The following is a 24,636-nucleotide window of genomic DNA, read 5'->3' on the forward strand; positions in this document are numbered from 1 at the left end:
TATTATATTTGATGAAATATATGGCAAATGGGAGTTGGTATGATGTTAAGGGGGTACTAGCTTACATAATTCATTATTTGGCAATATGTTCTATGAAATCCTGGCAGAGGATATGTCATTTGACCAAAAGATGGAAGAAATTGCAAAAGTCCTTCCTCAAATACTTCGATATCCGGAGAAGGCGTCTGCAAGGATATTATTTGGTCCTTATTCTTATAAGTCTCCTGTTTTTAAGCAGGGTAAATATCAAATCTCCTCTTCAAATATACCCAAAAATGAAGAGAAAAGCCATGCGTTATGGCTGGAGTTATTTTATAAGGATCTTTCATTGAAAAATAATTACGAACCTTTCACTTCTGATGAAAAACAAAAACTTGATTTTATTGCAAAAATTTTGTCTGTATTTATTGATAAAGAGATCGAAGCGAAAAAAGTCCGGTATGATTACGATTTCCTTCTGGGCAGTACAAATGAAATTCCCTATTCCCTCAACAGTGAAGGAAAAATTGTCTATATTTCACCCAACATTCAAGAATACGGTTTGCGTCCTGAACAAATGCTTTCCCGGCCATTTGCAGATTATGTATGTCTGGGTGATAGGGATGAGTGGTTGAATATATTTAACAAAATAAAATCAGTGGATAATTTACCCCTTAAAGCACAGATACGTATCCAGAATGGCAATAAAGAATTGCATTGGTTCCAGAACCGTATAGATCCAATATATGATGAAATGGGAAACTTTTTGGGAATTAATGGTATAGCTAATGATATAAACAGGAGGAAAGAGGCGGAAATCCATTCTCAGAAACAGTCCAATGCGTTTCGTTTCCTAGCAAGAGCGTGTAATCAGTTGGTAGACCCATTTTTTGAAGATATTGATCTGCTTATAGAACCAATTCTGGAAAAGATCAGGGAAATTCTTGATGCAGATTCAATTTTTATATATGAACTAAACCATAGCGAAAATAATATGCATCTAACACATTACACTTGTGTGCCACCCTTAAAAGGAAGATGCGAACTGGCAATGGATAAATTAAGCTCACTGTCAACTGCACAATTCCCGACTGTAATTGAGAAATTCCAGAAAAATGAGCCCTATTACGTGAATTCTATAGAGCAACTTCCAGATTCTGAAAAAAATCTGAAAGGACTCTTGACAACATTGGATATTGAATCGGCTCAGATTATGCCTGTACATGTCGAAAATCAGTTAGTAGGATTTATCGGTGTAGTTTCGGCCACAAAAAACAAAAATTGGCCATCCTATAGTGATGGTCTCCTCAGGATATTGTTTGATTCCATATTCAATGCAAAGGAACGTGGTAAGACCTATATGATGCTTGATAATACAATGCACCTTTACCGTTCTCTTTTTGACAGATCAAATGATGCTATCTTAATCCACTCTTCTGAGGGTACAATAATAGATGCCAATAGAAGTGCCTGCAAAATAATTGGCTGTTCTCATTCTGATATCTTATCTATGAAAATTGCTGATCTTTATCCTCATGAATCTGAATATATGGCACAGTCCCAATCAGCAATCCAAAAAACATTGAATGAAGGATCTACACGTTTTGAATCGAAAATTAAACATATGAATGATTCAGTTATTGATGTTGAGATCAGTTCTTCTGTACTTGATAAAGAAAATAGTATCATGCTCAGTATAGTACGAGATATTACTGAACGTAAAAGTTCAGAACTGGAACTGGAAAATTATCGCAAACATCTGGGAGAAATTGTGGATCAACGTACCTCTGAACTCCAAACTGCCAATTCCTGGGTCTCTGCTCTCTATGACAATGCTCCTATAGGTATCGGTGTGCTCAATAAAGATCTGGAATTGATTGACCTTAATAAAGGTATGGCCGAAATTACTGGCATTCCTAGAGAAAATATTGTAGGTAAATCTCTATTTTCTATATGCACTGAAGAATCTTCGAGGTATCTTGATAGCGACTTAGGGCCAGATATCCATGAAATACAATTTTCTACAGAATTACACTGGGTATGCAATAAAAAACACATCTGTATACAGTTCAATTCTCAGCCACTTGGTTTGAGTGATTCTCCTCAAAAGGTAATCTTTACTGCACAGGACATTACAAGAAGAAAACAGGCTGAAATCGCTCTTAAAAACTATGCAGGTCAATTGGAGAAATCTAATGAAATGAAGGACCTTTTTACCGATATAATGCGCCATGATCTTTTAAATCCTGCAAATATCGTGAAAGGTTTTACAGACGTACTCATTAAGAAAGAAAAGGAAGAAAAAAAGATTCATTTTTTATCAAAGATCAGGGATAACACAGAACGCTTGATCGATATGATCGAAAACGCAGCTTATCTGTCCAAACTTGAATCTACTGAAACCCTTGAGCTGCAAAAGATGGACCTGGGTCGAATATTAACTTCCTGCATTTCAGAGATGGTCCCTCTGGCTGAAAATAAAAATATGGATATAATACACGATCTGCAACAGCCATATCCTCTAAAAGCCAATCCTATAATCAAGGAGGTTTTTATCAATCTGCTTTCAAATGCAATCAAATATAGCCCTTCGGAAAGTTCAATTCATATAGGGGTGCAGGAAAACGACTCTTCATTTAAAGTAATGATTAAGGATAGGGGGTCTGGGATTGCTGATGATGATAAAACATACATATTTAACAGGTTTAACAGGGCACAAAAAGGAAGCATAAAGGGTACAGGTCTTGGACTTGCAATAGTAAAAAGAATTGTAGATTTGCATGGTGGCAGTGTTGGAGTGGAAGATAACCCACAAGGGTAGGGTAGTGTTTTCTGGGCATATATAAAAAAAGACCCTGAACACAATAGAAATTCATGTTTTGGGTAATTTCACATAAACTGTAGTACCCAATCTTTCCATACTCCTTGCCTATATACTTCCGTTATGAATATGATTACCCTTTTGCATATATGGAATCCCAGGCCAACACCATTATAGATGCGGGTTGTGGACCCAGCTATCTGGTAAAATATGTCAAAAATACGCGGAAGTTTTTCTTTTGGTATGCCTATACCATTATCCTTTATCTTTATGTGCATATATTCTTCTTCCTCTTTCAGGGTAATTTTTCTACCGGATCCTGTGTGAATTTTGAGGCATTGTCCAGTATATTCAGGAAAACGTATGTTAACCAGTTCCTGTCGCCATAGAGAAGGGATGATTTAATTTGAATATCAATGCCTATATCGACATCTTTTCCTTCTGTGTGGACTTTCATTTTATCCATAGCATCCGTTATGATTTCACCAACATCAACCTAGTCCACACATATTATAATGGTTATATTATTTTTATTTTCAATGTATGTCTTTTTCGCCATCTTTATGAGTGAAATATATATAGTATGTTTTGTTGCAATATTCTTGCATAAATGACCCATATAGTCGTATTACCCGTCCATCCTGTCGTCTAGTTTCCAAAAAGTTATATAAAGGCAGAAGGCTATACGGGACAGACCTTTAACATATCATATTAAAAGCTAAATTCAGAGTTGATTATATTGGCAATCGAGAACGGAGATTTCATAAAAGTATCATATACTGGTAAATTCGAAGGCGGTCTGATTTTTGACACTACCGATGAGGAACTGGCCAAGGAAAACCAGATATTCAATCCACGTGGAGTATATGGCGGTGATGTGGTAGTTGTAGGTGCCGGTCATACCATTAAAGGGCTTGACGAGGATTTTGTTGGCAAGGATGTTGGATACAAGGGAGAACTTGTCATTCCTCCTGAAAAAGGATTTGGAGAACATGACCCCAAGCAGGTCGAGACCATTTCCCTGAATAAGTTCGAGGACCGTAAAGCAACTCCTGGGATGGGTGTAGAAATAGAAGGAAAACGTGGTGTGGTCACCAAGGTCATCGGAAGACGTGCACGTGTTGACTTCAATCATCCCCTTGCAGGCAAAGAAGTAACCTATGAATACACTATTGATGAGAAACTCGAAGGTGATGTTGACAAAATAAATGGTTTGCTTTCTCTTTACACAGGTGTACCAGAAATCGAAGTTGAAGTTGAGGATAAGACTGCCATTATCAACATCCCTGTTGCACTGAGTTTCAACCAGCGCTGGCTCATGTCAAAGAACAGGATTGCTTCTGAGATAATCGAAAACATCGGAATGGAACAAGTCAAATTTGTCGAGACTTATCCGGTAGGATCCCCTGCATCTGCAGAAGAGGAAGAAGCAGAAAGCGAAGATTATGAATCAGGTGAAGAGTAATCTTCGCCAATCTTTTATATCATAAGCGCTGTTCACCCGATGCTTGTGATTGTTTTTCATTGTGCTGAGGTAGCCAAGCGGCCTACGGCGCCGGTCTTGAAAACCGGTGGTGCTCTGCGCCCCGGGAGTTCGAATCTCCCCCTCAGCGTCTTTTTATTTTTTTAACAATCAAAAAAAGGAAGGTAGATTATTCTTTCAGGAATTCCGTGACAGTTTTGCCGAATGAGCGAGCAGCTTTTGGATCTCTGGCAGTGATTATATGGCCATCTCTGATAACCTCTTTGTCCTTATAGTCAGCTCCTCCCCTTTTGATCTGTTTTACACTTTCCGGATCGCTGAATACGGTGCTCTTTTTACCTTTCAGTATTCCTGCTTTTGCCAGCACTACCGGTGATACACAGATAGCAGCGATCAATTTGTCCTGTTTGTAGGCATCCTGGACAATTTCGTGCAGTTCCTTGTTATCCCATAGATATTGCTTTGCCCCCCCGCCTCCTGAAATGACAATGGCATCATAACTATCGGCCTTTTCAGAGGAAATGGTCGTGTCGGGTTTGACTTTACCTCCAAGCATACCTTTGGCAACTTTATTTTGATTTGTTGCAACGGTTATATCAAATCCCGCATTTTCAAAGATCTCTCTGGGTTGAAGGAATTCTTCATCACGGAAATTTTTCTGGGCGATTACCATTAATATTTTCTTTTTATTATCCATATCGATCACCGTATTACGATATCTGCTGTATCCTATTTGGTATTACCGATTACAATACCAATGCAACAAATATCCTCGACTTCTCAGTTAGTTCTGGTTTCTGCAAATCTGGCGAATTAATTATCTCTATGTTTGAGATTATTAATCAGTTGTACGAGTTCCTGGCGCCGGAACATTCCTTTATGCATAATGCAGGCAACATTATCATCAAGCATTTTTCTGCTTTTGTTGGTAAGTTCCTGTGCAGTACAGACAATAATGGACTCTTCGAAATAGGATCATGGTTTTGGATATATTCAATAACATCATAGCCACTGAATTCTGGCATCATCAGGTCAAACAGTACTAATGTCAGGTTGCTTTTTTTGGATAATTTCTATTGCTTCTTTTCCTCCGGAAGCATCCAGTATCCCGAAACCTTCCGAATCCAGTATGGAATGGATAAGTTCTCTATCTTTTTCCTCATCATCTATCACAAGAATCGTTGTCTCTTCTGGTTTCATGCTTTTCCTGACTCTTTCAAGTGTTTCGATAAGATCGGTTTTGTCAAGAGGTTTAACAAAATAATCTTCAACTGCCCACATGCTGTCGATTTTGCCCTTGTCCAGTATAGATGTTATGATAACAGGTATGTCCCGTGTATGGCTGTCCTTTTTGAGTTTATCAAGTACGTTCCAGCCGTCCTGACCGGGCATCATTATATCAAGGGTGAAGGCAAGTGGTTTGAGTTCCTTGATATTTTTATTACCTGATCTCCTCTTTCCACTCCGATTGCATGGTATCCTTTCGAACTCAGCATCGCAAGCATAAGTTCTCTTGATTTTGGATCATCTTCAGCAACCACCACTAATGGATCATCTCCTTTAGGATTGTGAGGTGTAGCGACAAAGCTTTCCTCGTCAACTTTCGGTTCAGGCAGTTTCTTTTCAACTTTGTCTTCCGGTATCAATTCGTTTTTTCCGGAGGATCAACAGGTATGGAAAAAGTAAATGTGCTGCCTTTTCCTTCTTCACTTTCCACTTCAAGTGATCCGCTGTGAAGTTCTATGAACTTATTTATAAGTGCAAGCCCAAGCCCCGTACCTTCATATTCCCTATTTGACGTGGAATCAAGCTGGACAAAGGGTTTGAACAATTTGTCCCGATCACTTTCAGCAATGCCTATGCCTGTATCCTCTACAGCTACATGCACCATGTCTTCAGATGTGGAAGGAATAATTCTCACGTTGCCTCCCTCCGGGGTAAATTTTATCGCATTACTTAGCAGGTTATAAAGAATCTGCTTAATCTTTCCTTTATCTGCTCTTATTTTTGGAATGTTTTCGGCTGGGTCTATCTGTAGGTTTATGGATTTCTTGGCTGCCTGTGGTGAAATGATTGTTTTAACTTCTCTGAAAACATCATCCAAATAGAACATCTCGTAATGGAGTTCAATTTTTCCTGCTTCTACCTTCGATATGTCAAGGATGCTGTTAATGAGCTCGAGCAAATGTTTGCCACTTTTAAGCACATTTCCCACATACTTGGTTTGTTCTTCGTTCAGTTCCCCAAAAACCTGATCCAGTAGTATATCCGAAAATCCGATTATGGAATTAAGTGGGGTGCGCAATTCATGACTCATTGTCGCAAGGAATTCACTTTTTGTGCGGTTGGCAGTTTCAGCTTCGATTTTTGCATTTTCCATCTCAAGTTCTGCATGTTTACGTTTTGTGATGTCCACTACAATACCACTTACAATAACCGGATTCCCTTGTTTGTCCCTTTCTGTAATTGCACCCCTGTCGTGATACCATTTCCATTTACCATCTTTTGTTTTTATTCGGTAGTCCACTTCATAGGTAGGGCATATTCCTTCCATATGACAGCGCATTGCTTCCATTGCAATTTCTTTGTCCCGGGGATGCAGCAGTTTAATGAAATCAGTATAATGCGCATCTTTAAATTCATCCAGGGAATATCCCAGTCTGGTAACTTTACCGGGATCAAAGTTTACTTTGCCACCAGGAATTTCCATTTCCCACCAGCTAAGGTTACCTTCCCGCATTGCATTCTGTAGGCGATGTTGTAGTTTTCCAATCTGTTCTTCCGCTTCTTTCCTTTTGGAGATGTCCCGTGCAATACTGAGTATTACTTTTTCTTCACGATAATCAATGACTTTGCTGCTAATTTCCGTGGGAATTTTTTTGCCGTCTTTGGTCAGATGGATTGTTTCAAATATCAATGAACCGTTTTTCAGGATTTGTTCAATCATTTCGGGTACTTCTTTGGCATTTGTTTGACTATCAATATCCATGGGTGTCAGGTTTAGTAATTTTCCTCTGGTGTATCCAAGTCTTTTGCAGGCAATTTGATTTATCTCCAGAAAATTGCCCTTCAGATCATGGATGAAAATTGCATCAGCTGCGTTGTCAAAAATAGTATGGAACTTTTTTTCAGAATGGGTTAGTTTGTCTTCCGCATTCCTGCTCTTTATAGCCTTGCTTAGGCTTTTTGTCATCAATTCCATCAGTTTTTTTTCTTCATCCAGGAAGTCTGTGTCCTTTGAGGATTTGTTTTTGTAATACTCCAGTTTGCCTTTTGTATTTCCATTGATGTTGATGTTGTTTTCAAGTTTAAGGTCCGTTTCAAGGAAGCTGGTGCTTGTGAATATTTTATCTTCAAAAGTTATGCGTGCGAAATACTGATTTTCTCCACTGTTACCTGTCAGGAGTTCTGTAATATCTTTCATCAGCTTATCCGTATTCTCTGAAGATGCCAGGATATCGTAAAAACTGTCAAGACATTCCAATATCTGAAGGCCACAAAAATTTTCAAATTTAGCATCAGTATATTTTTCAGTGGTCATGGCTATCGGTTCCTCATTATATATACAAATAATCTGTTTGGTTTTTATTTATAATTATTACTTATAATAAACAGATATCTACTATTTTTGATCACAACTTATTTTTATATGAAAGGTATTGGCACATATGCTGTTTAACATCGACCTGATCTTATTTCAGACATTAACATTATATAAGAGAAAGTCATAGTGGGCCGAGTAAGTCTGTATCATAGGTTTTTACACAGCCTGTAAAAGGGCAGTGCTGGACCTTAGTTCCAGGGCTACGGGACGCAAGAATGTGTCCTTAAGGAGGTTAATAATGGCAGACGAAGAAATAAGACATCTTGTACGTATAATGAATACTGACTTGCAGGGTAAGCAGAAGGTCCTTTATGCACTCACTGGTATCAAGGGGATTGGCAGAAGGACTGCGAGACTTGTTGCAGAAAGTGCAGAAGTAGATCCATCAGAAACCATTGGTTATCTTTCTGATGAGGGTATTGCCAGGCTTAATGAAGCTATCGAAACATTTGAAAACCATCTTCCTGTGTGGATGCTTAATAGGCAAAAGGACTTGTTGACAGGCGAAAATAAACATCTTCTCGGACAGGATATTGACCTGACCATAAGGGAAGATTTGAACGATCTCAAAAAGATTCGTGCCTATCGTGGTATACGCCATGAAAGAGGTTTGAAGGTACGTGGACAGAGAACCAAATCCGCAGGACGCGGTGGGTCCACAATAGGTGTCAGCAAAACAAGATGAAGGTGATTTGATATGGTTTATCCCGGAAAGAAAAGAAAAAGTTATGACACCCCGAAGCACCCCTGGCAAGCTTCCCGTATGGCAAATGAGGTTGACCTGATTAAAAAATACGGCCTCAGGAATAAAAAAGAACTCTGGAAGGCACACAGTATTCTCAGACGTTACAGGGCAGATGCCCGTAGATTACTGGCTGATTCTGCAGAAGCTGAACTTACCGGTCATGCAAAGACTGAAGCAGACCAGATTCTATCTAAATTAATTCGTTATTCCATGATCAAAGGCGATGCCGAGATTGATGACATTCTGGCATTAAACACAGAAGCTATCCTTGAAAGAAGGCTTCAGACCCTTGTCCACAGACTTGGTTTGGCCAGAACCCCCAAGCAGGCAAGACAGTTTATTACCCATGGTCATATTGCAATTGGTGGTAAGAAGTTGACAGTTCCTGGTATGCTGGTGTCTAAGCAGGATGAGATGATGATCGATTACTACGATACATCACCTATGACAACCGAGTCACACCCGGAAAGACCCGCTCAGGTTGCATCTTCCCTTGTGGAGGAATGAAGGAGGTTTGAATTATGGCAAATGGAATATGGGCTGTTGCTCACATCAAATGTTCATTTAACAATACTATAATCACAGTTACCGATATAACCGGTGCTGAAACAATAGCAAAATCATCCGGTGGGATGGTAGTCAAAGCTGCAAGGGATGAAAGTTCTCCTTATACTGCTATGCAGATGGCCGGCCAGCTTGCAGATACTCTCAGGGATAAAGGTGTCGAAGGTGTACACATTCGTGTCCGTGCTCCCGGTGGTAACAAGCAGAGAAGTCCCGGTCCAGGTGCACAGGCAGCCATTAGGGCTTTCGCACGTGCAGGTATCAGGATTGGACGTATTGAGGATGTAACGCCTGTGCCACATGACGGTACCCGTCCAATAGGCGGCAGGCGCGTCTAATTGCAGTGTAACACATATAGACAGGTTTGTAATTTCACGAGGTTCCCGAAAATGGAAATCGATATACTTGAGCTGTCTGATAGATCTGCCAGATTTATTTTGTCGGATGTGGATGCAGCTTTTGCGAACGGATTGAGGCGGGCTATGCTTGCCGATGTCCCCACTCTCGCAATCGATGAAGTCAATATTTACAACAATACTTCAGTCCTTTATGATGAACAGATAGCTTTGAGACTGGCCCTGGTACCTCTTGTGACAAGTTTCGATGAGTTTACTCCTCATGAAGAGTGTTCCTGTGAAGAGGGGTGTCCGGCCTGTACGGTTTCCCTCACATTGAGTGTAGAAGCACCAATGGGTGAGGAAAAGACTGTTTATTCAGGGGACCTTGTATCCGCAGATCCTAAAGTAAAAGCTGCTGATTCCAACATCCCTGTTGTTAAGCTTAAAGGCGGGCAGCAACTTGTCCTTGAAGCGATTGCAAAGATGGGTTACGGTCACGACCACGCTAAATGGCAGGCAGGAGTTGCCTGTGGTTACAAAAATGTGCCAGTGATCAAAATTGAGGATTGTGATCTCTGCGAAAAGTGTGTTGAGGCCTGTCCTCGCGATATATTGGCCCTTGGTGAGGAATCTGCAGAAGTTGTGAATGATAGGCTATTGAATTGCTCTCTCTGCAAGCAGTGTGTAGAAGTCTGTGGGATTGATGCAATCTCGGTTCGTGAGAATGATACATCTTTTATTTTTACTCTTGAATCCGATGGTTCATATAGTGCAAAAGAGTTAATTATGAATGCAGTTAATACTATCAGGACGAAAGCTTCAACCCTTGATGACATCCTGGGTGAATTGTAATAGGAGACATCTTTTCCTATTATCCTTTTATAGGATCTAATAGCAGAAGCAAAAGTTCATAATTGGAATTTTTGTTGGCCATCCATATGGGCAAAGTATATATAGCATTGACCCATTTATGGCGAAAAACAACAGCGTGCGAGGGTTGCCCAGCCAGGCCAAAGGCGCTAGGTTGAGGGCCTAGTCTCGTAGGAGTTCGAGGGTTCGAATCCCTTCCCTCGCACCAAATACTTTTTTAAGCCATTAAAAACATTTGCATATTCACCTTTCTTGATTTTTATTTCCCATAATATTACATAGGCGCTCCTTAACTGTGTTATTTTAACGATAAGTTTAGGGTTTACTGCAGGCCAACTTAAACCCTCCTTTATCTTTTAGTGTGGTTTTGATAGGTCTGCGTTTTGCACAATAGTTAAATAGAATTGAGTTATTACAAAATTAGTTGATTAAATATCGCTCTATAGTCAAAGGGGGATTTATTCATTTCAATAAAGAATATCTGGGGTAAAATAGAGAATACACTAAAGTCAATAAAAGGCATCGAAGAAACTCTTTTACTGAATCAGGCTGACAGGTATTATATTTTTGGGCTTGAGGTTTCTGATGAAAAGAAATCCTCCGCCAGCCTTGGAATTAAAAATAATACCGGGGTAAAAAAAACACTTGGCTCACAGATTCTTGTCTCTTTCCTGACAAACCAGGAATATGATTGGCCAGAAAATAATCTGAAACTCATATACGGGGATGAAATTGTGGGTGAAGATATCAGTGATCCTCTGGAGCTTGCACGACTTGAAAAATGCAAGGATTGCTGTGTGATGGGTAACATAGTGTTTTATAATGATAGGTTCAAAGCCCTCAAATCACCGGGTTTAGGACTTGAAATGTTAATTCAGGCAAAACCTTTCCCTGAAGTTGAGAATATCTCCTGTGTTTCAGAAGCTATGGTTGCATTACCCTCAAGGTTAAGTGATTCCTATATCAAATCCAGGATGGGTATTGAATCGAACAACTCTATGGGAACTTTCCTGTTAGGTCTGGATTTAAAACCGGATTTTTGTGCAAATATGGATTATTGCGAACCAGCCGAAGTTTGTAATCTTTCACCCTGATTTCATCTTTTCTTTGCATAACTCCCAATAATCGGCAATAAATTGATAAAGTATTAGTGCTTGAACTCACTTTATATATTCAATAATCGAGAATTGATTTATTTATGGGCGTAAGTTTTTGATTTATATGATGGAAAGGAGATTTATATGTCTGTTTTGAGGGATACGGGATGCAATGTCCCTTCTACTATTGTTAGAAATTTTTATCCATTCTATAATCCGCAGAACGTTGAGGGTATGATTATTGGCAACGATCTTGACTCCCTTCTGAGCGCCTCTTTTCTTAAAACAAAATTTGGATGGGACATAGTTGGTGTCTATGACTATGAAACATTAAGTTTTTCATCTACTGTAGAAAATTTCCATAATAAGTTGCTTGAAGGAAAATATATTGCTGTGGATCTGGACATATATCATCCATGTATCTTCTCCATTGGGCATCACATAATAGGATCCAGCTGTCAGGACTGCCTTGAAGGTCATTCCAGTTCACTGAATCCAAATCTTCTAAGGGGCATCCATCTCCAAAGTTACAGGAGAAAGTATCCGTTAAGTACCATTCACTTTCTTCTCTGGCTGTTTGAATCAGAAGCGGGTCTGGGTATAAAGACCAGAAGTCTTGTATGGCTTGCGGATTCCTCTTATGTAAATGGACAGCGTCACAGATTCAGGTCGAATGTTCATGAATGGGTGATGAATTTTTTCAGTTCACCGGCATTTCTGGATTCTTTCGAATTAATTGATACGTATAAGTTTGAATATTTATTATCCGACTGGCTGTTTCCTCTCCTTAAGGGAACCGGGTTGAATGTCTCAAGGGGTCAGGTTAGGTCTTATCATCTGGGTCTTTCCGGTTATCAATGCCAGTGGACATCTACTGAAAAAGAAAGAGCCTGTATTCTTGCGATGCTTGAACTGATAGAACATATTACAGGTTGGCATGCCCCTACATTCCCGCGTAAATTTATCGAAATAAAAGGTGTTCGCAGGAGTATTGTTCTAAGCGATATTTTTAAAGATAGTACTAATCTGGATTCTTTTCTGCTAAAAAATAATGTGTTTTCTTTTGTATTTCCTACGTCAAAATCAATTAATTATACAACAGGAATTAAATTGTGATCCGGGTTAAGTCCAGATTGGTTTTATTGTGGATGTCTGTTTTAATCTTTTTTTTCCATTTTCTTAATTGCTTTCTCGATACTCCATCTACCTCTGCCCAATTCTTCGCCAATTATCTCTATAATATCTTTTTTGTTTTGTCCACTTTGGCGCAATTCCCTGTATCTTGTAAATAGGTAGTCTTCCTCCTGTGAAGTCCAGGAGTTTCCCTGGTTTTCCAGATTCTTGATGATAGGTTTGCGTAATTCCGGGATCATAAATCCAGGTTTAATGACACTGCTTTGTCCAATTTCCCGGGTTTTTGCTCTAAACATCGTTTCGGATATTTCAAAGCCAGTACAACGCCTATTCAGGCCAATTGCAACGGTTGCAGTTGAAAATCCGCCCAGGAACATGTCACAAACAAGGTCGCCTTCATTGCTACTGTATTGTATAATTTTCTTCAGGAGTTTATAGGGCAATTCATTCTTATTTTTAATTTTGCCGGGTTTGTACTCCCTGTTAATTATCCAGACATCTTCCCTGTCCCTGTAATTCAGTGACCTCCCATCTTCTGTTTTTTCACAGGTTCCGTATCTTGATTCCAGATTAAAGGTGCGCCTTTTGCCGGGTTTTTGGTAGTATAAAATATGATAATGGGAGGATACGTATTTTGTTTTTGTGTAAACACCAAAATTGTATTTCCATATTATGTGATTGATCTCCTCCAGATTTGTCTGGTACAGAGCATGGAGGATATGATAGAGATTTGTGTATCCGGAGACAATGTAGATGGAGCCACCCGGTTTTAGAATTCTTTCTGCTTCTTTAATCCAGGTCAGACTGAAATCTGCATATTTATCTTCCGGGATTTCTACGTATCCATCAATTACAAATTTTTCATTCCTATTGTAATGCTGGTGTAATTTGTCCCCTTTTATCCCATATGGAGGATCGGTAATTATCAGATCTACCGATCCATCGGGGATATGAGTTGCAGCTCCTGTAATGCAATCCTCATTGTAAAATACATTCCCATAAATTTCAGCGGGCTTCATTTTCAACTCCTTACGCCAGGTATTTTCATAACCTATCTGGAAGAATAAATAAATATTGTCTAAAAAGTGGCTGTTTTTGAGTCATTTATATTACTTTCACCTTGCTTGGAGGTCCTTAAAATAGCTTATATTCTTATTTCTTATTGAGGTGATAAGTATGGATGAATTCTTCAAAGGACTTATCGAGAGAACCAAACGCTATGAAAAACTGGACCACTTTAGGAACAATTAACAATAAAAAGGCTGGCCGGCTTTCATCACCCTCCCGTCATGGTTTCTGATGATACCGGCCTTTTATGAATTTTAGCTATTTTTTTCAGGTAATTTATTTGGTTGAGCATCAACATCTCTTACATCCAGTTTTCTCTCTATATTATGGATAAAATGCATTGTCCTGTTGGAAAGTGTTCTGCTTCTCTCTTCCTGTCTCTGCTGGTATGTACGGATGGATCGAAGGAAATCAATTTTCCTGAATTCCGGCCAGTATGGGGCGCAGAAATAGGCTGCACATTCATTTCCACATGCTTGCCAGGGGAGGAAATTCGAAACCCTTTCATTTCCCCCTGTGCGAATTATGAGATCAACATTTGATACGGCTGAATTTTCTTCCGGATATAGGTGTCTGGATATGGTTTTTTCAGTTATTTCACCCGTTTTGATATTCCCTGTTTTTATCTTCCTGGCAACTTCACGTATGGCCTGTATGATATCCTGTCTTCCGCCATAAGCAATTGCAATGTTAAGTTTTAGCCTGTCGTAGTCCTTTGTTGCCATCTCGACTTTATCAATACTCTGCAAGAGGTCCCCTGGCAAAAGGGTTCTGTCTCCAATTATGCGTACTTTCAGGCGTCTTTTATGTGTCCTTTCATCAACACACATCTCTTCAAGTCTGGTTCCTATAAGTTTTAGTATACTTTTCTTCTCATCTTTTTTCCTGTTGAAATTCTCAGTAGAAAAAGCATATATTGTCAATTCCTTGATGCCGCTTTCATAGGACCATTCAATGACTTTTTCAGTAATATCGGCTCCCCGGGCATGGCCGTATGAGGTGAATTTACCAAGTTTTTTGGCATATCTGCGGTTTCCATCCATTATAATAGCTATATGCTGCGGTAATTTAGAATTACGGATATTTTTTTCCAGAAAAAATTCATATCCTTTATACAACATTTCAGGTAATATCCGCCACATCATTATCAGAGCTACAGGTGATGTTAATAATTGTCAAGTACTGAACGTACGATATCCCTGTAATCATTTTTTAATAAATAGATATTGTGATCGCCGGTTACATCAATACTCAGGATTCCCAGGCGTGTGTTCATGAGCCCAACCATAGCTGAAACTCCCCTGTAACTGATATCAAAATTCTTTTCATGAAGGTATTTATAGATATCATTGGTGGTATATTTCCCGCCGTCAAGGAACAGTTTAAGCACCACTTTGCGTATCCCTGTTTCATCCCGGCCAAGATATTTTATCAGCCTTGATCTTACCCGGTTTTCAATGGTTTCCAGCACGAACACCTCTATCTAAACTATGTTATTTTTGCATATATATTTATGCTAACTTGTAATATGTATCCCAGAAAAGAAACAATCTCAAGACCTTTTATTTTTCTGATGCGGGATACCTGTTTGCCTGCCTTTTAAGGTTTGAACTGCCCCTTATTATTCATTTTAACATAAAAACATATTGTTTTATTTTAAGTTCAAGGGTATTTTTGCACTTTAAACAGGCATGCTTTCCACAATCAGGCCATCTGAGGTAGGGTATCTTTCAATAATTTCAATTTTATCACTAATGTCGCGGATATCATCTGCAATATCTTCAAGTATCCAGGATGCGATCTCAATTATATTTTCCTTTATTTCATACATTTCTTCAGGAACTTCAAATTCCTGCAATTGCTCAAGTATTTTAGCAGTATTTTTGGTATGTATTATTCCAAATATGATTGTTCCATCATCGGTTATTTCGTCAAATGAGCGAGAGGTATTTTCTGCAATCCTAATAAGACGTTTCCTTAACTGTATAGCGTCTTTATATGCAGATGAGCAGAAATGCCCCCTTCTAAAAAGTTTTATGACTTTTAATGCACTATCTCGTGAACCTGCTACCGCATTTGATATATCATCCTTTAACCGGTACCCTCTGCGATGCAATTCCCTGTAATTTGTATCTGTAAATTCCAGTTCATTGAAATTGATGTAACAATCAACGTTATCACACAAATCAGCAAACTTTCCAATACCTTCTATGGCAGGCACTTCGATTCCTGTTTCCAGCTCTGCTTGTTTACAATTGAGAATTGCCGTCTTAAATTTACTTTTTTTAATATTCTCCCATTCCTGCAGAGGAGGGTGAAAACGTATCTCGTCCAGTCCTGCTTCAACAAGATTATTAATTGCTTTTTCATCTACGGGTAAGGCAGTATAGAGATGAATATGGTACTTTTGTCCGAATGTGCTTTTCAGTAGATGGATGTAATGCAGGACCTTTCCCATTTCAAGGAGTGGTTCACCACCCGTAATTCCTGTTCCCAGGGCCTGCATACGCATGCTTTCTTCTATTACTTCATCATCGCATTGCACTTTCCTTTCATTGGCATATGCGGCATCGCCTTTTCTCTCTTCTGATAGCGGACAATAGAAACAATTCTTACCGCAACGACCGGTTATGTACAATACCATTTTTGCACCATCGCGGCACATTTTGCAACCGGTTGAAAGATAACTGTAAAAAGAGCCTGCTTCTGCTTGCTGGATATTTGCCATTGCTTTTGCATGAATATATAAGTATATAACTTTTTCTTTACCCATCGATTAACTAATATGAAATCAGTCATCATTTCATGGTACCTGGGTCACATGTAGCCGTATTCGGCTGCAAAGGCTGTAGAAAATGTATATCTATTTGCATTGAGAATGCAAATTTTATAGTTCCGGATGCGTTCAAATAGACATACAAAAGTGTAATGCTTGTGAGCAATGTGTTTCTCATTGTCCAAATAAGGCTCTTTTGTTGATGGATTAAGCAGCCATAAATCCTGCAGGTAAATCTCAAAAATGTTTCCGTTATATTTTTATTTGATAGCAGGTATGATTGAGACATGAAAAACATATGTTTTCCGGAATCTGTTGGTTATGTGAAAAGTACCTTTAAGGAACCTGTATTTGATGAAAAAATGTATTCATCAATTTCCTTTATTGAAATCTATCCTGATTTTGCAGAAGCCCTGGATGGAGTTGATGAATTTAAGAAAATCCAGATATTGTTTCAGTTTGACAAAAGTCAAGGCTATAAATTAAAGCAAAAGCGTCGAACCGATGGTAAATTGGTGGGGGTATTTGCCACCCGCAGTCCCCATAGGCCAAATAGTATAGGGATAACAACGGTAAACCTTCTTTCAGTCGACGGATTAACCCTGGAAGTGGAAGGCCTGGACGCCATAGATGGCACTCCTGTACTTGACATTAAACCGTATACCATCAAATTTGACTGAAAGAATTTTCTGGGATTCAGTTTTACCAATAAGTATAAATGATTGTTTTTACATTCAGCATGTGTCAAGCGGGCGTGTGGCCTAGCCAGGATATGGCGGCAGCCTCCTAAGCTGTAAGTCAGGGGTTCAACTCCCTTCACGCCCGCCATTTTCTTATTATGTAATTTATTATATTGTATTTCTTTTTATACCTAAGTTTGTAAATTCTTCTATTCTCTATTGCAATTAAATACTATGAAGTACGAATTATATATTGTTATACAAAGAATACTATATGTATTTGCGCAATATCGATTAATTCATAGAGGTGAGTTGATGAGAATAAGGATGTTGAATTCCAAATATGAGATTGAAACTCTTAAAGAAGATGAAGAAGTTGTACATCTTTCTTTCAGGCCGAGCAATACGGATATTATGCAGATTATCACCAGATGCAAGGGTTTAAGGGCTCTGCAATTGCCTTCATCCTACAGGAAAACTCTGTCAGATGTGGCAATTAAATTCCTTGAAATGGAAGATGTTGAGTTACTTGAAGGTGACCTGAAAAGTACTGGTATCTCAATGTATAAGGAAATCGATTCTGAAGAGTGATTATAGTTTTTTATAAGTATTATTTGCAATTTTTATATTCTTTAGCCCTGTCACCTGCAACTTCCAGACAGGGTTATTACAATTTTGACTCGATATTTTTATTTATCTTTTGTTCATTCGTACCATTCATGCTATTATTTCGGAGGAATCTAATATCCATAAGCAGTTACCGGGTATAATTCGTAAGGCTGTAATTGAGGATGTAACTCCCATGAAAGACCTCATAAACAGCTATGCGAAAAAAGAGATTATGTTACCCCGCTCTGTGGGGGAACTATATGAAAACATAAGGAATTTTTATGTTTATGAGGAAAATGGTGAAGTGATTGGTTGCTGTGCTCTTCAGGTTGTATGGGAAGATCTGGCCGAAATCCTGTCTTTTGCTGTTAAACCCGAACACACTGGAATGGGCATTGGGTCGATACTACTGGATACCAGTATCGAAGAGGGGAAAAACATCGGGGTGAAAAGAGCATTTACCCTTACTTACGTGCCGGAATTTTTTGAAAGACAGGGTTTTTCAAAAGTTGAAAAGGCATCACTGCCGCATAAGGTATGGGTAGGTTGCATAAAATGTCCAAAATTCCCGGATTGCAATGAAATTGCCTTGCTCAGGTATTTGTAATTTATTTATCATGATTTCACTCTTGCATTTAATAAAGGAAGGCTATGGATGATCAGGACCAGATTAAGGGATTTTGTACGTACAGATGAAGACTGTTTTTTTTCGGTAGTCGATTATTTCCACCCCGACGGTATAAGGGGAATACTAAGGTATGCTCCGGATGAGGAGGGGAATCGATTTGCAAACGGAATGAAGTACAGGAAATACGATTTCGCCGATTCTTTTGATTACATGCGCAAGCATCACCCGGATTGGATAGCTGATGTACATATAATTCCACAGGAACGGATTTCAGAAATTCTCAGCCCTGTAGATCGGGTGCCTGAAGTAGTTGACTCGGATGAACAAATCAAAACAATTGTTACGGTTCTTTCTGATGCTGGTATACCTATGAGCAAACAGGGAGTTACCGGTTCAATCCTCCCTGGTTTACAAAATGACATGTCTGATATTGATTTTGTGATTTACGGGCCGGACTGGTTTAAGGCACGTGATGCCATAAACAGGGCAAAACTATCCAGTTCCCTTATTGAGGCAATCGATGAGAATATGTGGCAACGTATTTACAGAAAACGCTCTCCTGAAATTTCATATGATGAGTTTCTTCTGCATGAATTGAGAAAAGGAAATCGTGGAATGGTAAATGGTACCTATTTTGATCTCCTCTTCACAAGAGATTGGGATCAGATACATCAGCCCCTGGAAAGGGGGACAGATACCAAGCATATACAAATAAAAGCTACTGTTACAGATGCGACATTTGCTTTTGATAATCCTGCGTTGTATAAAATTGATCATGAGGAGATAGACCATATCCTTTCATACACGCACACCTATTCGGGTCAGGCATTAACAGGAGAAAGAATAGAAGCAAGGGGAGTGGTTGAGGAGCTGGGACATAAAAAAAGGCTTGTAGTAGGTACTTCAAGGGAGCCCCGGGGTGAATGGATGCGCTCCCTTACGTTGCTTGAGAAAGAGGGTTTATTGTAATCAGCCCCCTCCAGTGGACTGATATACATTCTCCAGATTTCCTGAAGAGGCTTCCTCGTCCTGGCTGAGCAGGTAATCCTTTACATCGCTTGCACTGTATTCTTTTTCTCCCCTTTTTCCTACTTTTTCGTCTGATACTTTCAAGGTATCGACCCTGTAGTAAAGGTCTGTGGTATTCATCAGGGCCCATGTGCCTTCATCATCTTCCTTTATATCGACGATTTCTCCCAGAGTTCCAGTATTGAGATATCTCACCACCATGCCTTTTTCAAGGGGGTGACCGTCGATGTCAGATGTTTGTATTTGTTCCATTTATATTGCCTTCTTTAACTATTTGCAATCTCATTTTTGAGATCACTGAAATCCGCAACCCTTTCGGCAAATGCATTATGCCTGTGTATGCTTTCCTCATTTATCTGTTTAATAGTTATTACAGCATCATCGGGTAGGTGGGGGAACTTTTCTACAACTTTCTGTGCCATTGTTCTCACACAGTCTTCCACGAATTTTGGATTTCTGTGAGCGGTTTCTACCACAAAAGCTTCGTCCTGGCGCTTCAATAATTCGAAGACATTTGAACTCATGGAGTTTTCGATAACCTTTATTATCTCTTCCAGAGACACTTCGACATCACACTTTGTCTGGATAGAAATTATACCCCTGCCTCGCTGGTTGTGGGTGGGCATTGGCATCCTTTTGAGGAAAAGGGATATGGTCTTCTCATTCACTCCAAGTTCTGTAAGCTCTTTCATGGCCTTATCCCGCATAATTTCCTGTGCACAGGGGCATGCGGTCATTCCTACAACTTCTGAACCAATAAGTTTCTTGACTTCGATGTTGTTTTCTTCATCACGGGTTGCAAAGGATTCTGCGAATATATCGACAACTTCCTGACATTGCATTTTATTCACAGGCGCTTCACGTTTGATCACGTACTCACTTTTCATGATCACTTCTGCCTGAGTGGCATATTCATGTCTTGTGAGAAGATTTTGTGCAACATCTCCGCAAAGTTCTTCTATCTCATAAACAGGCATATTGACTGCCTTTTCGAGAACCTCATCTATAGCTTCAAAATTACGTGAAAGGTTTGCTCCTTTCCTGTCGGAAGGCAGATCAACAAAAATATCGAAAGTAGATATAAGGACTATTGGTCTTTTATCTTTTCTCTTGATCTCGACCAGTTTTTTCACGTCGGTTACACCGACTCTGGTGAGGTTTATCGGTATTTTTGGTTTATTTGCCTGAACATCTGGTAATTCTAATACTGGGAGTTCCATTTAAATGACCTCTAAACGGGTTAAGTAAAATAAATTGATTGTAATTGAAACTATAATTGAAACTTATTCATCGCATGTAAATGTTTTGTTGACGAATTTATTGTATGTGTTTACTACTGTGCATTAACCCTTTTGGTCGGTTTTCATTCAAATCATTATCAAAAGGCAACATTAAAAGTTAATTATATATACAACAACATTACAACTAATCAATAACCGGTAACGGTGGACAAGGTGATTAAATGTCTAAGTCAGAACCGAGAAATTTTGTATTAAGGGATGAAAAAGGAAACGAACATGGAGTATTTACAGGAAAGCAACCAAGACAGGCAGCTCTTAAAGTTGCAAACCGTGGTAAAGGCACCAAGAAAAACCCTGAAAAAATTATGCTCCGTGAAAGGGGGACCAAGAAAGTCCATGTTTTCTATGGTTGGAAAGAGGAAGTTGATGCTCCCAAGAACAAACCAGACTGGATGCCTGACAAAATCAACAAGCCTTTTGTAAGAAAAGAAAAACCAGGCATAATCAAACTTGAGCAAGTCTGATTATTTCTATTACTTTCTTATTATACTCATATAGGGGTTATCCCCTTGTTTATCTATTTTTCTTTACAAAAAGTTTAAAGCATTGTTTTCCTATGTAGCCTTTATGTCAGAAGGCTCGTATAAGAAGGAAAATATATTGATTGAAGCCCTTCCCTACATTCGTGAATTCTATGATTCATTTATGGTGATAAAGGTTGGAGGGCACGCAATGGTAGACCCCGAAATAATGAGTGCAATTGTTGAGGACATTGTGCTTCTCAGATTCGTGGGAATACATCCGGTAATCGTACATGGCGGCGGACCTGAAATTACTGAAAAAATGGAGCAGATGGGCAAGAAACCCGAATTTGTAGGCGGCTTGCGTATTACTGATGACGAGACCATGGAAATTGCCCGTATGGTCCTTGTAGGCAGCATCAATACGAAAATTGTGTCCCTGATTGGTCAGCACGGTGCAAAAGGTGTGGGTCTTTCCGGAAAAGACGGGAAAATGATAATGGCTCGCAAAAAACCTGCCCAGAGGGTTATGATAGAGGATATAGAGCACAGTGTGGACCTGGGGTGGGTTGGAGATACCGAAATAATCAATACGGAATTGATCCATATAGTGACAAATCAGGGCTACATACCTGTGATCTCTCCGATTGCTGTGGATAATGAGGGCAATGCCCTGAATATCAATGCAGATACGGTTGCCGGAGATATTGCCAAATCCCTGCAGGCCAAAAAACTCATTCTAATGACTGATGTGGCAGGACTTATGAGGGATCCTTCAGACACTACGACAAGGATTTCACGGGTGCTTGCACCTCAGGTAGAGGATCTAATTGATGAGGGAATTATTGGTGGCGGTATGATCCCCAAAATGCGCAGTGCATCCACAAGTGTAGAAAACGGTGTAGAAAGGGTGCATATAATAAATGGAAGTGTGCCCCATTCCATCCTTCTGGAACTGTTTACAGATGGCGGGATAGGCACTATGGTATTTTAAGTTTTCAGGATTTGATGGGGCAGCCAAAGGTTAACCCGTCAAGTTCCAGTACTTTTTCCCATTCTTCCTTGCAATCACAGTTGAGGTCTTCCAATATCGCGATATCCTGTGTGAGGGAATATTCCCTGATCATATCGGCAACCATGTGGCTGCATTCCCTGCAGTTATGAGGTCCACGCTTTGAGCCGGCTCCGACGGGATCCGATGTGATCACAAGATCAGGGTGATTCTTTTTGGACTCGATGAGTATCCGGACAACACTCCATAGCCAGGGCGGTCTATATTGGTTTCTTTCCCATAGGCGTTCCACAAAAGTTCCTCTCTGGACATTGCACAGGTTTATGGAGACTGTGTCAACCAGACTGACAATATCATCTATCGTATCTATAATGTCGTTCATTCCTTCGATTTCTGACAAAAAGGGTGGTTTGAGAAGCAGGTATGCCTTAACAGTAACACCTTTCTCATGAGCAAGTTGTGTCGCACGGGAAAAACCTGCATAGGTAAAACCCTTGTTTATGGAACGTTTGCGTATTAAATCACTGCTTGTCTCAAGACCAATAGCGATTTCAAAACCGGTGTTTTTTAGCACTTCTGTGCAGGAAGCAAGGGTATCTTCTGTTACAAATTCGGGTCGGGTTTCTACAATTACTTTCTTGATCCTTTCGTCTGCTTCCATTTTATTCAGTAGGGTTTCTCTGACTTGTGCATCAATTTCCTTTTCATCCAGGAAACTGCCGGATGTGAATATTTTTACTATGAATTCCTGCAATCCGGAAGAACGCTCAAGTGCTTTTTCGTACTGCTGCAATAGGTCTTCAGCTGATGGAGGTGTGGAGGCTCTGTCATAAACAAAACCACACATTGTACACCCTCCTTTTATCCCCCACCAGCATCCACAGGTCTTGAAAATAAGGGTTAGGGTATCTGTTATTTCTCCTTGAAGAAGATCTTTGCCTGTCCAGACAGCAGCAGGCTCATTGTTTGGAGCCTTTTTTATGCGTTGCTGCTGTCTAATTTCCAGTATTCTATCATTAAGATTCATTCGAACTCGATAGTAGCAGGTGGTTTTGGTGTTATGTCATAGACAACTCTTGCTGCTGTGGGGATTTCCCCGGTTATGCGCGAGCTGATTTTTCTGAGGGTATCCCAGGGTAAATCCAGGGCCTCTGCGGTCATACCATCTCTTGAACCTACTGCGCGCACTGCAACGATCCAGCCATGTACCCTTAGGTCGCCTTTTACGCCGGTCCCTTTGCCCAAAACTGCCGCGAATGTTTGCCAGGGGAAGAACTGTTCAAGCAGTTCTTCTTCCACAATCGCATTTGCTTCTCTGACAACTTCGATCTTTTCTCTTGTAACTTCTCCGATTATCCTTACTGAAAGTCCCGGTCCCGGGAAAGGCATTCTTTCACAGATTTCTTCTGGCAGTTCGAGCGCATGAGCGACTTCCCTTACCTCGTCCTTGTAGAGGTCATCAATAGGTTCTATAATATGTTTGAAATTGATATGTTCGGGCAGGCCGCCTACGTTGTGATGAGACTTGATACCACCATCGGATTCAATCTTATCCGGGTATATGGTCCCCTGGATCAGACATTCTGCCTCAACACCGAGTGCTTCTTCTTCAAAGACACGAATGAAAGTCTCACCGACAGCTTTTCTTTTTTCTTCTGGGTCCTTGATTCCCACCAGGCTGTCAAGGAAACGATCCTTTGCATCGATGATTTGGAGATTCATGTCACCGAATATTCCCTTTATTCGTTCGGTTTCACCTTTTCTCATAAGACCTGTGTCTATATAGATCGGTATCAGATTATCACCAATTGCACGGTGTGCAAGGACTGCACATACGGAACTGTCAACGCCTCCCGAGAGGGCGATGATCGTTTTGCCCTGCGCTTTGGCTTTTATTTTCTCGATTGCTTTTGGAATGAATTTTTCGGTTTTTACCATGAAAGGAAACTCCATATGGTTTATGATGATTTGTGCTTACTAGGGATTTGTATGACTTAATCGTACCGATGCAATTTTTGATTTATATAGATATGTTTTCCGGTCGGTAACTTGGTACTGTTCAGTAAAAGCATCTTTCCCATTGATAAGGCGTATATGAGTTTAGATTTTGATAATTTCTGATGTAATTATGATTAAACATCTGTATCCAGTTATTAATATGCTGAACAAGTCCCTCTTTATGTGGGAAATATTTATCGAACATCTTAATCCTCCTTTTAAAAGATTTGACCATCGCTCGATATAATTTCTGATATCCCCGGATATTACAGTTCTCTGAATCCCGGGTTTCGCTGTAGCAGTGTACCATGGCCCCCATCCACAACTGCCCTCTTTGGCATTTCTCCATATATTCGTTTCAAATCCTTAAAGAAAGATTTCGTAGTTAAGTGGTTCCTTGTAGGATATATCTTGGCATAGATTATTCTTTTAGAATCGG

Annotated in this window: 29 protein-coding genes and 3 tRNA genes; 18 read left to right on the top strand and 14 right to left on the bottom strand. The window is 39.7% G+C overall.

The window, feature by feature from the left end:
• Positions 1–85 precede the first annotated feature (85 nt).
• A complete protein-coding gene (locus A9957_RS07095) occupies positions 86–2,800 on the top strand; it encodes a PAS domain S-box protein (RefSeq protein WP_292343670.1) in 2,715 nt (904 codons plus the stop codon).
• Positions 2,801–2,868: 68 nt separating this feature from the next.
• On the opposite strand, the gene A9957_RS07100 is transcribed toward A9957_RS07095, so the two are convergent.
• The gene (locus A9957_RS07100; protein ID WP_096711695.1) at positions 2,869–3,078 is read right to left on the bottom strand and encodes an ATP-binding protein; all 210 of its coding nucleotides are present in this window, start codon (positions 3,076–3,078) and stop codon (positions 2,869–2,871) included.
• 17 nt (positions 3,079–3,095) lie between these two features.
• Positions 3,096–3,266: a HAMP domain-containing histidine kinase gene (locus A9957_RS07105; RefSeq protein WP_123151341.1), complete on the bottom strand. Its 171-nt coding sequence runs from the start codon at positions 3,264–3,266 to the stop codon at positions 3,096–3,098.
• Between the two features lie 273 nt (positions 3,267–3,539).
• On the opposite strand from A9957_RS07105, the gene A9957_RS07110 reads away from it, so the two are divergent.
• Together A9957_RS07110 and A9957_RS07115 are read left to right on the top strand one after the other, a co-directional pair.
• Complete coding sequence (locus A9957_RS07110) at positions 3,540–4,265, top strand: peptidylprolyl isomerase (RefSeq protein WP_096711694.1); 726 nt, start codon at positions 3,540–3,542, stop codon at positions 4,263–4,265.
• A gap of 63 nt (positions 4,266–4,328) precedes the next feature.
• Positions 4,329–4,413, top strand: a tRNA-Ser gene (locus tag A9957_RS07115).
• Between the two features lie 39 nt (positions 4,414–4,452).
• Here the strand turns inward: A9957_RS07115 and A9957_RS07120 are convergent.
• The 4 genes from A9957_RS07120 to A9957_RS07135 form a co-directional block, all read right to left on the bottom strand.
• Positions 4,453–4,980, bottom strand: a complete 528-nt coding sequence (locus tag A9957_RS07120) for a DJ-1/PfpI/YhbO family deglycase/protease (RefSeq protein ID WP_096711693.1) — start codon at positions 4,978–4,980, stop codon at positions 4,453–4,455.
• Between the two features lie 335 nt (positions 4,981–5,315).
• Positions 5,316–5,678, bottom strand: coding sequence for a hypothetical protein (locus A9957_RS07125; RefSeq protein ID WP_292343672.1), 363 nt, complete (start codon positions 5,676–5,678; stop codon positions 5,316–5,318).
• Entirely contained in the window at positions 5,678–5,929 is a 252-nt protein-coding gene (locus A9957_RS07130; protein ID WP_096711691.1) for a hypothetical protein, read from the bottom strand. The genes A9957_RS07125 and A9957_RS07130 overlap by 1 nt, the downstream gene beginning before the upstream one ends.
• Positions 5,926–7,824 (bottom strand): PAS domain S-box protein, encoded by a 1,899-nt coding sequence (locus A9957_RS07135; protein ID WP_096711690.1) that lies wholly within the window; start codon positions 7,822–7,824, stop codon positions 5,926–5,928. The genes A9957_RS07130 and A9957_RS07135 overlap by 4 nt, the downstream gene beginning before the upstream one ends.
• 301 nt (positions 7,825–8,125) lie before the next feature.
• On the opposite strand from A9957_RS07135, the gene A9957_RS07140 reads away from it, so the two are divergent.
• From A9957_RS07140 to A9957_RS07170, 7 genes are all read left to right on the top strand, one after another.
• Positions 8,126–8,572, top strand: coding sequence for a 30S ribosomal protein S13 (locus A9957_RS07140; protein WP_105460022.1), 447 nt, complete (start codon positions 8,126–8,128; stop codon positions 8,570–8,572).
• Positions 8,573–8,584: 12 nt separating this feature from the next.
• Positions 8,585–9,139, top strand: a complete 555-nt coding sequence (locus A9957_RS07145; protein WP_105460023.1) for a 30S ribosomal protein S4 — start codon at positions 8,585–8,587, stop codon at positions 9,137–9,139.
• Positions 9,140–9,153: 14 nt separating this feature from the next.
• A complete protein-coding gene (locus A9957_RS07150) occupies positions 9,154–9,534 on the top strand; it encodes a 30S ribosomal protein S11 (protein WP_013037689.1) in 381 nt (126 codons plus the stop codon).
• Positions 9,535–9,585: 51 nt separating this feature from the next.
• Positions 9,586–10,386 carry a DNA-directed RNA polymerase subunit D gene (locus tag A9957_RS07155; RefSeq protein ID WP_096711688.1) on the top strand — a complete coding sequence of 267 codons (801 nt, stop codon included), beginning with the start codon at positions 9,586–9,588 and terminating at the stop codon, positions 10,384–10,386.
• A 138-nt stretch (positions 10,387–10,524) separates the two neighbouring features.
• Positions 10,525–10,612: transfer RNA gene (locus A9957_RS07160), tRNA-Leu, on the top strand.
• Positions 10,613–11,138: 526 nt separating this feature from the next.
• Positions 11,139–11,498: a hypothetical protein gene (locus A9957_RS07165; protein WP_096711687.1), complete on the top strand. Its 360-nt coding sequence runs from the start codon at positions 11,139–11,141 to the stop codon at positions 11,496–11,498.
• A gap of 147 nt (positions 11,499–11,645) precedes the next feature.
• Positions 11,646–12,617, top strand: a complete 972-nt coding sequence (locus A9957_RS07170) for a hypothetical protein (protein WP_292343674.1) — start codon at positions 11,646–11,648, stop codon at positions 12,615–12,617.
• 41 nt (positions 12,618–12,658) lie between these two features.
• Here A9957_RS07170 and A9957_RS07175 read toward each other — a convergent pair whose 3' ends face one another.
• From A9957_RS07175 to A9957_RS07190, 4 genes are all read right to left on the bottom strand, one after another.
• The gene (locus tag A9957_RS07175) at positions 12,659–13,654 is read right to left on the bottom strand and encodes a site-specific DNA-methyltransferase (protein ID WP_128754195.1); all 996 of its coding nucleotides are present in this window, start codon (positions 13,652–13,654) and stop codon (positions 12,659–12,661) included.
• A gap of 303 nt (positions 13,655–13,957) precedes the next feature.
• Complete coding sequence (gene uppS, locus A9957_RS07180) at positions 13,958–14,824, bottom strand: polyprenyl diphosphate synthase (RefSeq protein WP_292343675.1); 867 nt, start codon at positions 14,822–14,824, stop codon at positions 13,958–13,960.
• A 44-nt stretch (positions 14,825–14,868) separates the two neighbouring features.
• On the bottom strand, positions 14,869–15,180 hold the full coding sequence (locus tag A9957_RS07185) for a DUF2551 domain-containing protein (protein WP_181079131.1): 312 nt from the start codon (positions 15,178–15,180) through the stop codon (positions 14,869–14,871).
• Between the two features lie 204 nt (positions 15,181–15,384).
• Positions 15,385–16,431, bottom strand: a complete 1,047-nt coding sequence (locus tag A9957_RS07190) for a radical SAM protein (RefSeq protein ID WP_096711912.1) — start codon at positions 16,429–16,431, stop codon at positions 15,385–15,387.
• 181 nt (positions 16,432–16,612) lie between these two features.
• Between A9957_RS07190 and A9957_RS10590 the strand changes: the two genes are divergently transcribed.
• From A9957_RS10590 to A9957_RS07215, 6 genes are all read left to right on the top strand, one after another.
• A complete protein-coding gene (locus A9957_RS10590) occupies positions 16,613–16,690 on the top strand; it encodes a 4Fe-4S binding protein (protein WP_096711911.1) in 78 nt (25 codons plus the stop codon).
• A gap of 76 nt (positions 16,691–16,766) precedes the next feature.
• Positions 16,767–17,159, top strand: coding sequence for a tRNA (N6-threonylcarbamoyladenosine(37)-N6)-methyltransferase TrmO (gene tsaA / locus A9957_RS07195; protein ID WP_292343676.1), 393 nt, complete (start codon positions 16,767–16,769; stop codon positions 17,157–17,159).
• A 70-nt stretch (positions 17,160–17,229) separates the two neighbouring features.
• Positions 17,230–17,307: transfer RNA gene (locus A9957_RS07200), tRNA-Arg, on the top strand.
• 167 nt (positions 17,308–17,474) lie between these two features.
• The gene (locus A9957_RS07205) at positions 17,475–17,750 is read left to right on the top strand and encodes a DUF1699 family protein (protein ID WP_096711683.1); all 276 of its coding nucleotides are present in this window, start codon (positions 17,475–17,477) and stop codon (positions 17,748–17,750) included.
• A 175-nt stretch (positions 17,751–17,925) separates the two neighbouring features.
• Entirely contained in the window at positions 17,926–18,375 is a 450-nt protein-coding gene (locus tag A9957_RS07210; RefSeq protein ID WP_165869005.1) for an N-acetyltransferase, read from the top strand.
• Positions 18,376–18,423: 48 nt separating this feature from the next.
• A complete protein-coding gene (locus tag A9957_RS07215; protein WP_096711681.1) occupies positions 18,424–19,365 on the top strand; it encodes a DNA polymerase subunit beta in 942 nt (313 codons plus the stop codon).
• Here the strand turns inward: A9957_RS07215 and A9957_RS07220 are convergent, their stop codons facing one another.
• Both A9957_RS07220 and mptA read right to left on the bottom strand, forming a co-directional pair.
• The gene (locus A9957_RS07220; protein ID WP_096711680.1) at positions 19,366–19,677 is read right to left on the bottom strand and encodes a DUF2098 domain-containing protein; all 312 of its coding nucleotides are present in this window, start codon (positions 19,675–19,677) and stop codon (positions 19,366–19,368) included.
• Positions 19,678–19,691: 14 nt separating this feature from the next.
• Complete coding sequence (mptA, locus tag A9957_RS07225) at positions 19,692–20,645, bottom strand: GTP cyclohydrolase MptA (protein WP_096711679.1); 954 nt, start codon at positions 20,643–20,645, stop codon at positions 19,692–19,694.
• 242 nt (positions 20,646–20,887) lie between these two features.
• On the opposite strand from mptA, the gene A9957_RS07230 reads away from it, so the two are divergent.
• Positions 20,888–21,190 carry a non-histone chromosomal MC1 family protein gene (locus tag A9957_RS07230; RefSeq protein ID WP_096711678.1) on the top strand — a complete coding sequence of 101 codons (303 nt, stop codon included), beginning with the start codon at positions 20,888–20,890 and terminating at the stop codon, positions 21,188–21,190.
• 103 nt (positions 21,191–21,293) lie between these two features.
• Complete coding sequence (argB, locus tag A9957_RS07235; RefSeq protein WP_096711677.1) at positions 21,294–22,181, top strand: acetylglutamate kinase; 888 nt, start codon at positions 21,294–21,296, stop codon at positions 22,179–22,181.
• 4 nt (positions 22,182–22,185) lie between these two features.
• On the opposite strand, the gene A9957_RS07240 is transcribed toward argB, so the two are convergent.
• Positions 22,186–23,226 (bottom strand): archaeosine biosynthesis radical SAM protein RaSEA, encoded by a 1,041-nt coding sequence (locus A9957_RS07240; RefSeq protein WP_292343677.1) that lies wholly within the window; start codon positions 23,224–23,226, stop codon positions 22,186–22,188.
• Entirely contained in the window at positions 23,223–24,137 is a 915-nt protein-coding gene (gene guaA / locus A9957_RS07245; protein ID WP_292343678.1) for a glutamine-hydrolyzing GMP synthase, read from the bottom strand. Before guaA ends, A9957_RS07240 begins: the two co-directional genes overlap by 4 nt.
• Between the last annotated feature and the right edge of the window lie 499 nt (positions 24,138–24,636).

The sequence above is a fragment of the Methanohalophilus sp. DAL1 genome, from assembly GCF_001683555.1.
Lineage (GTDB): Archaea > Halobacteriota > Methanosarcinia > Methanosarcinales > Methanosarcinaceae > Methanohalophilus > Methanohalophilus euhalobius.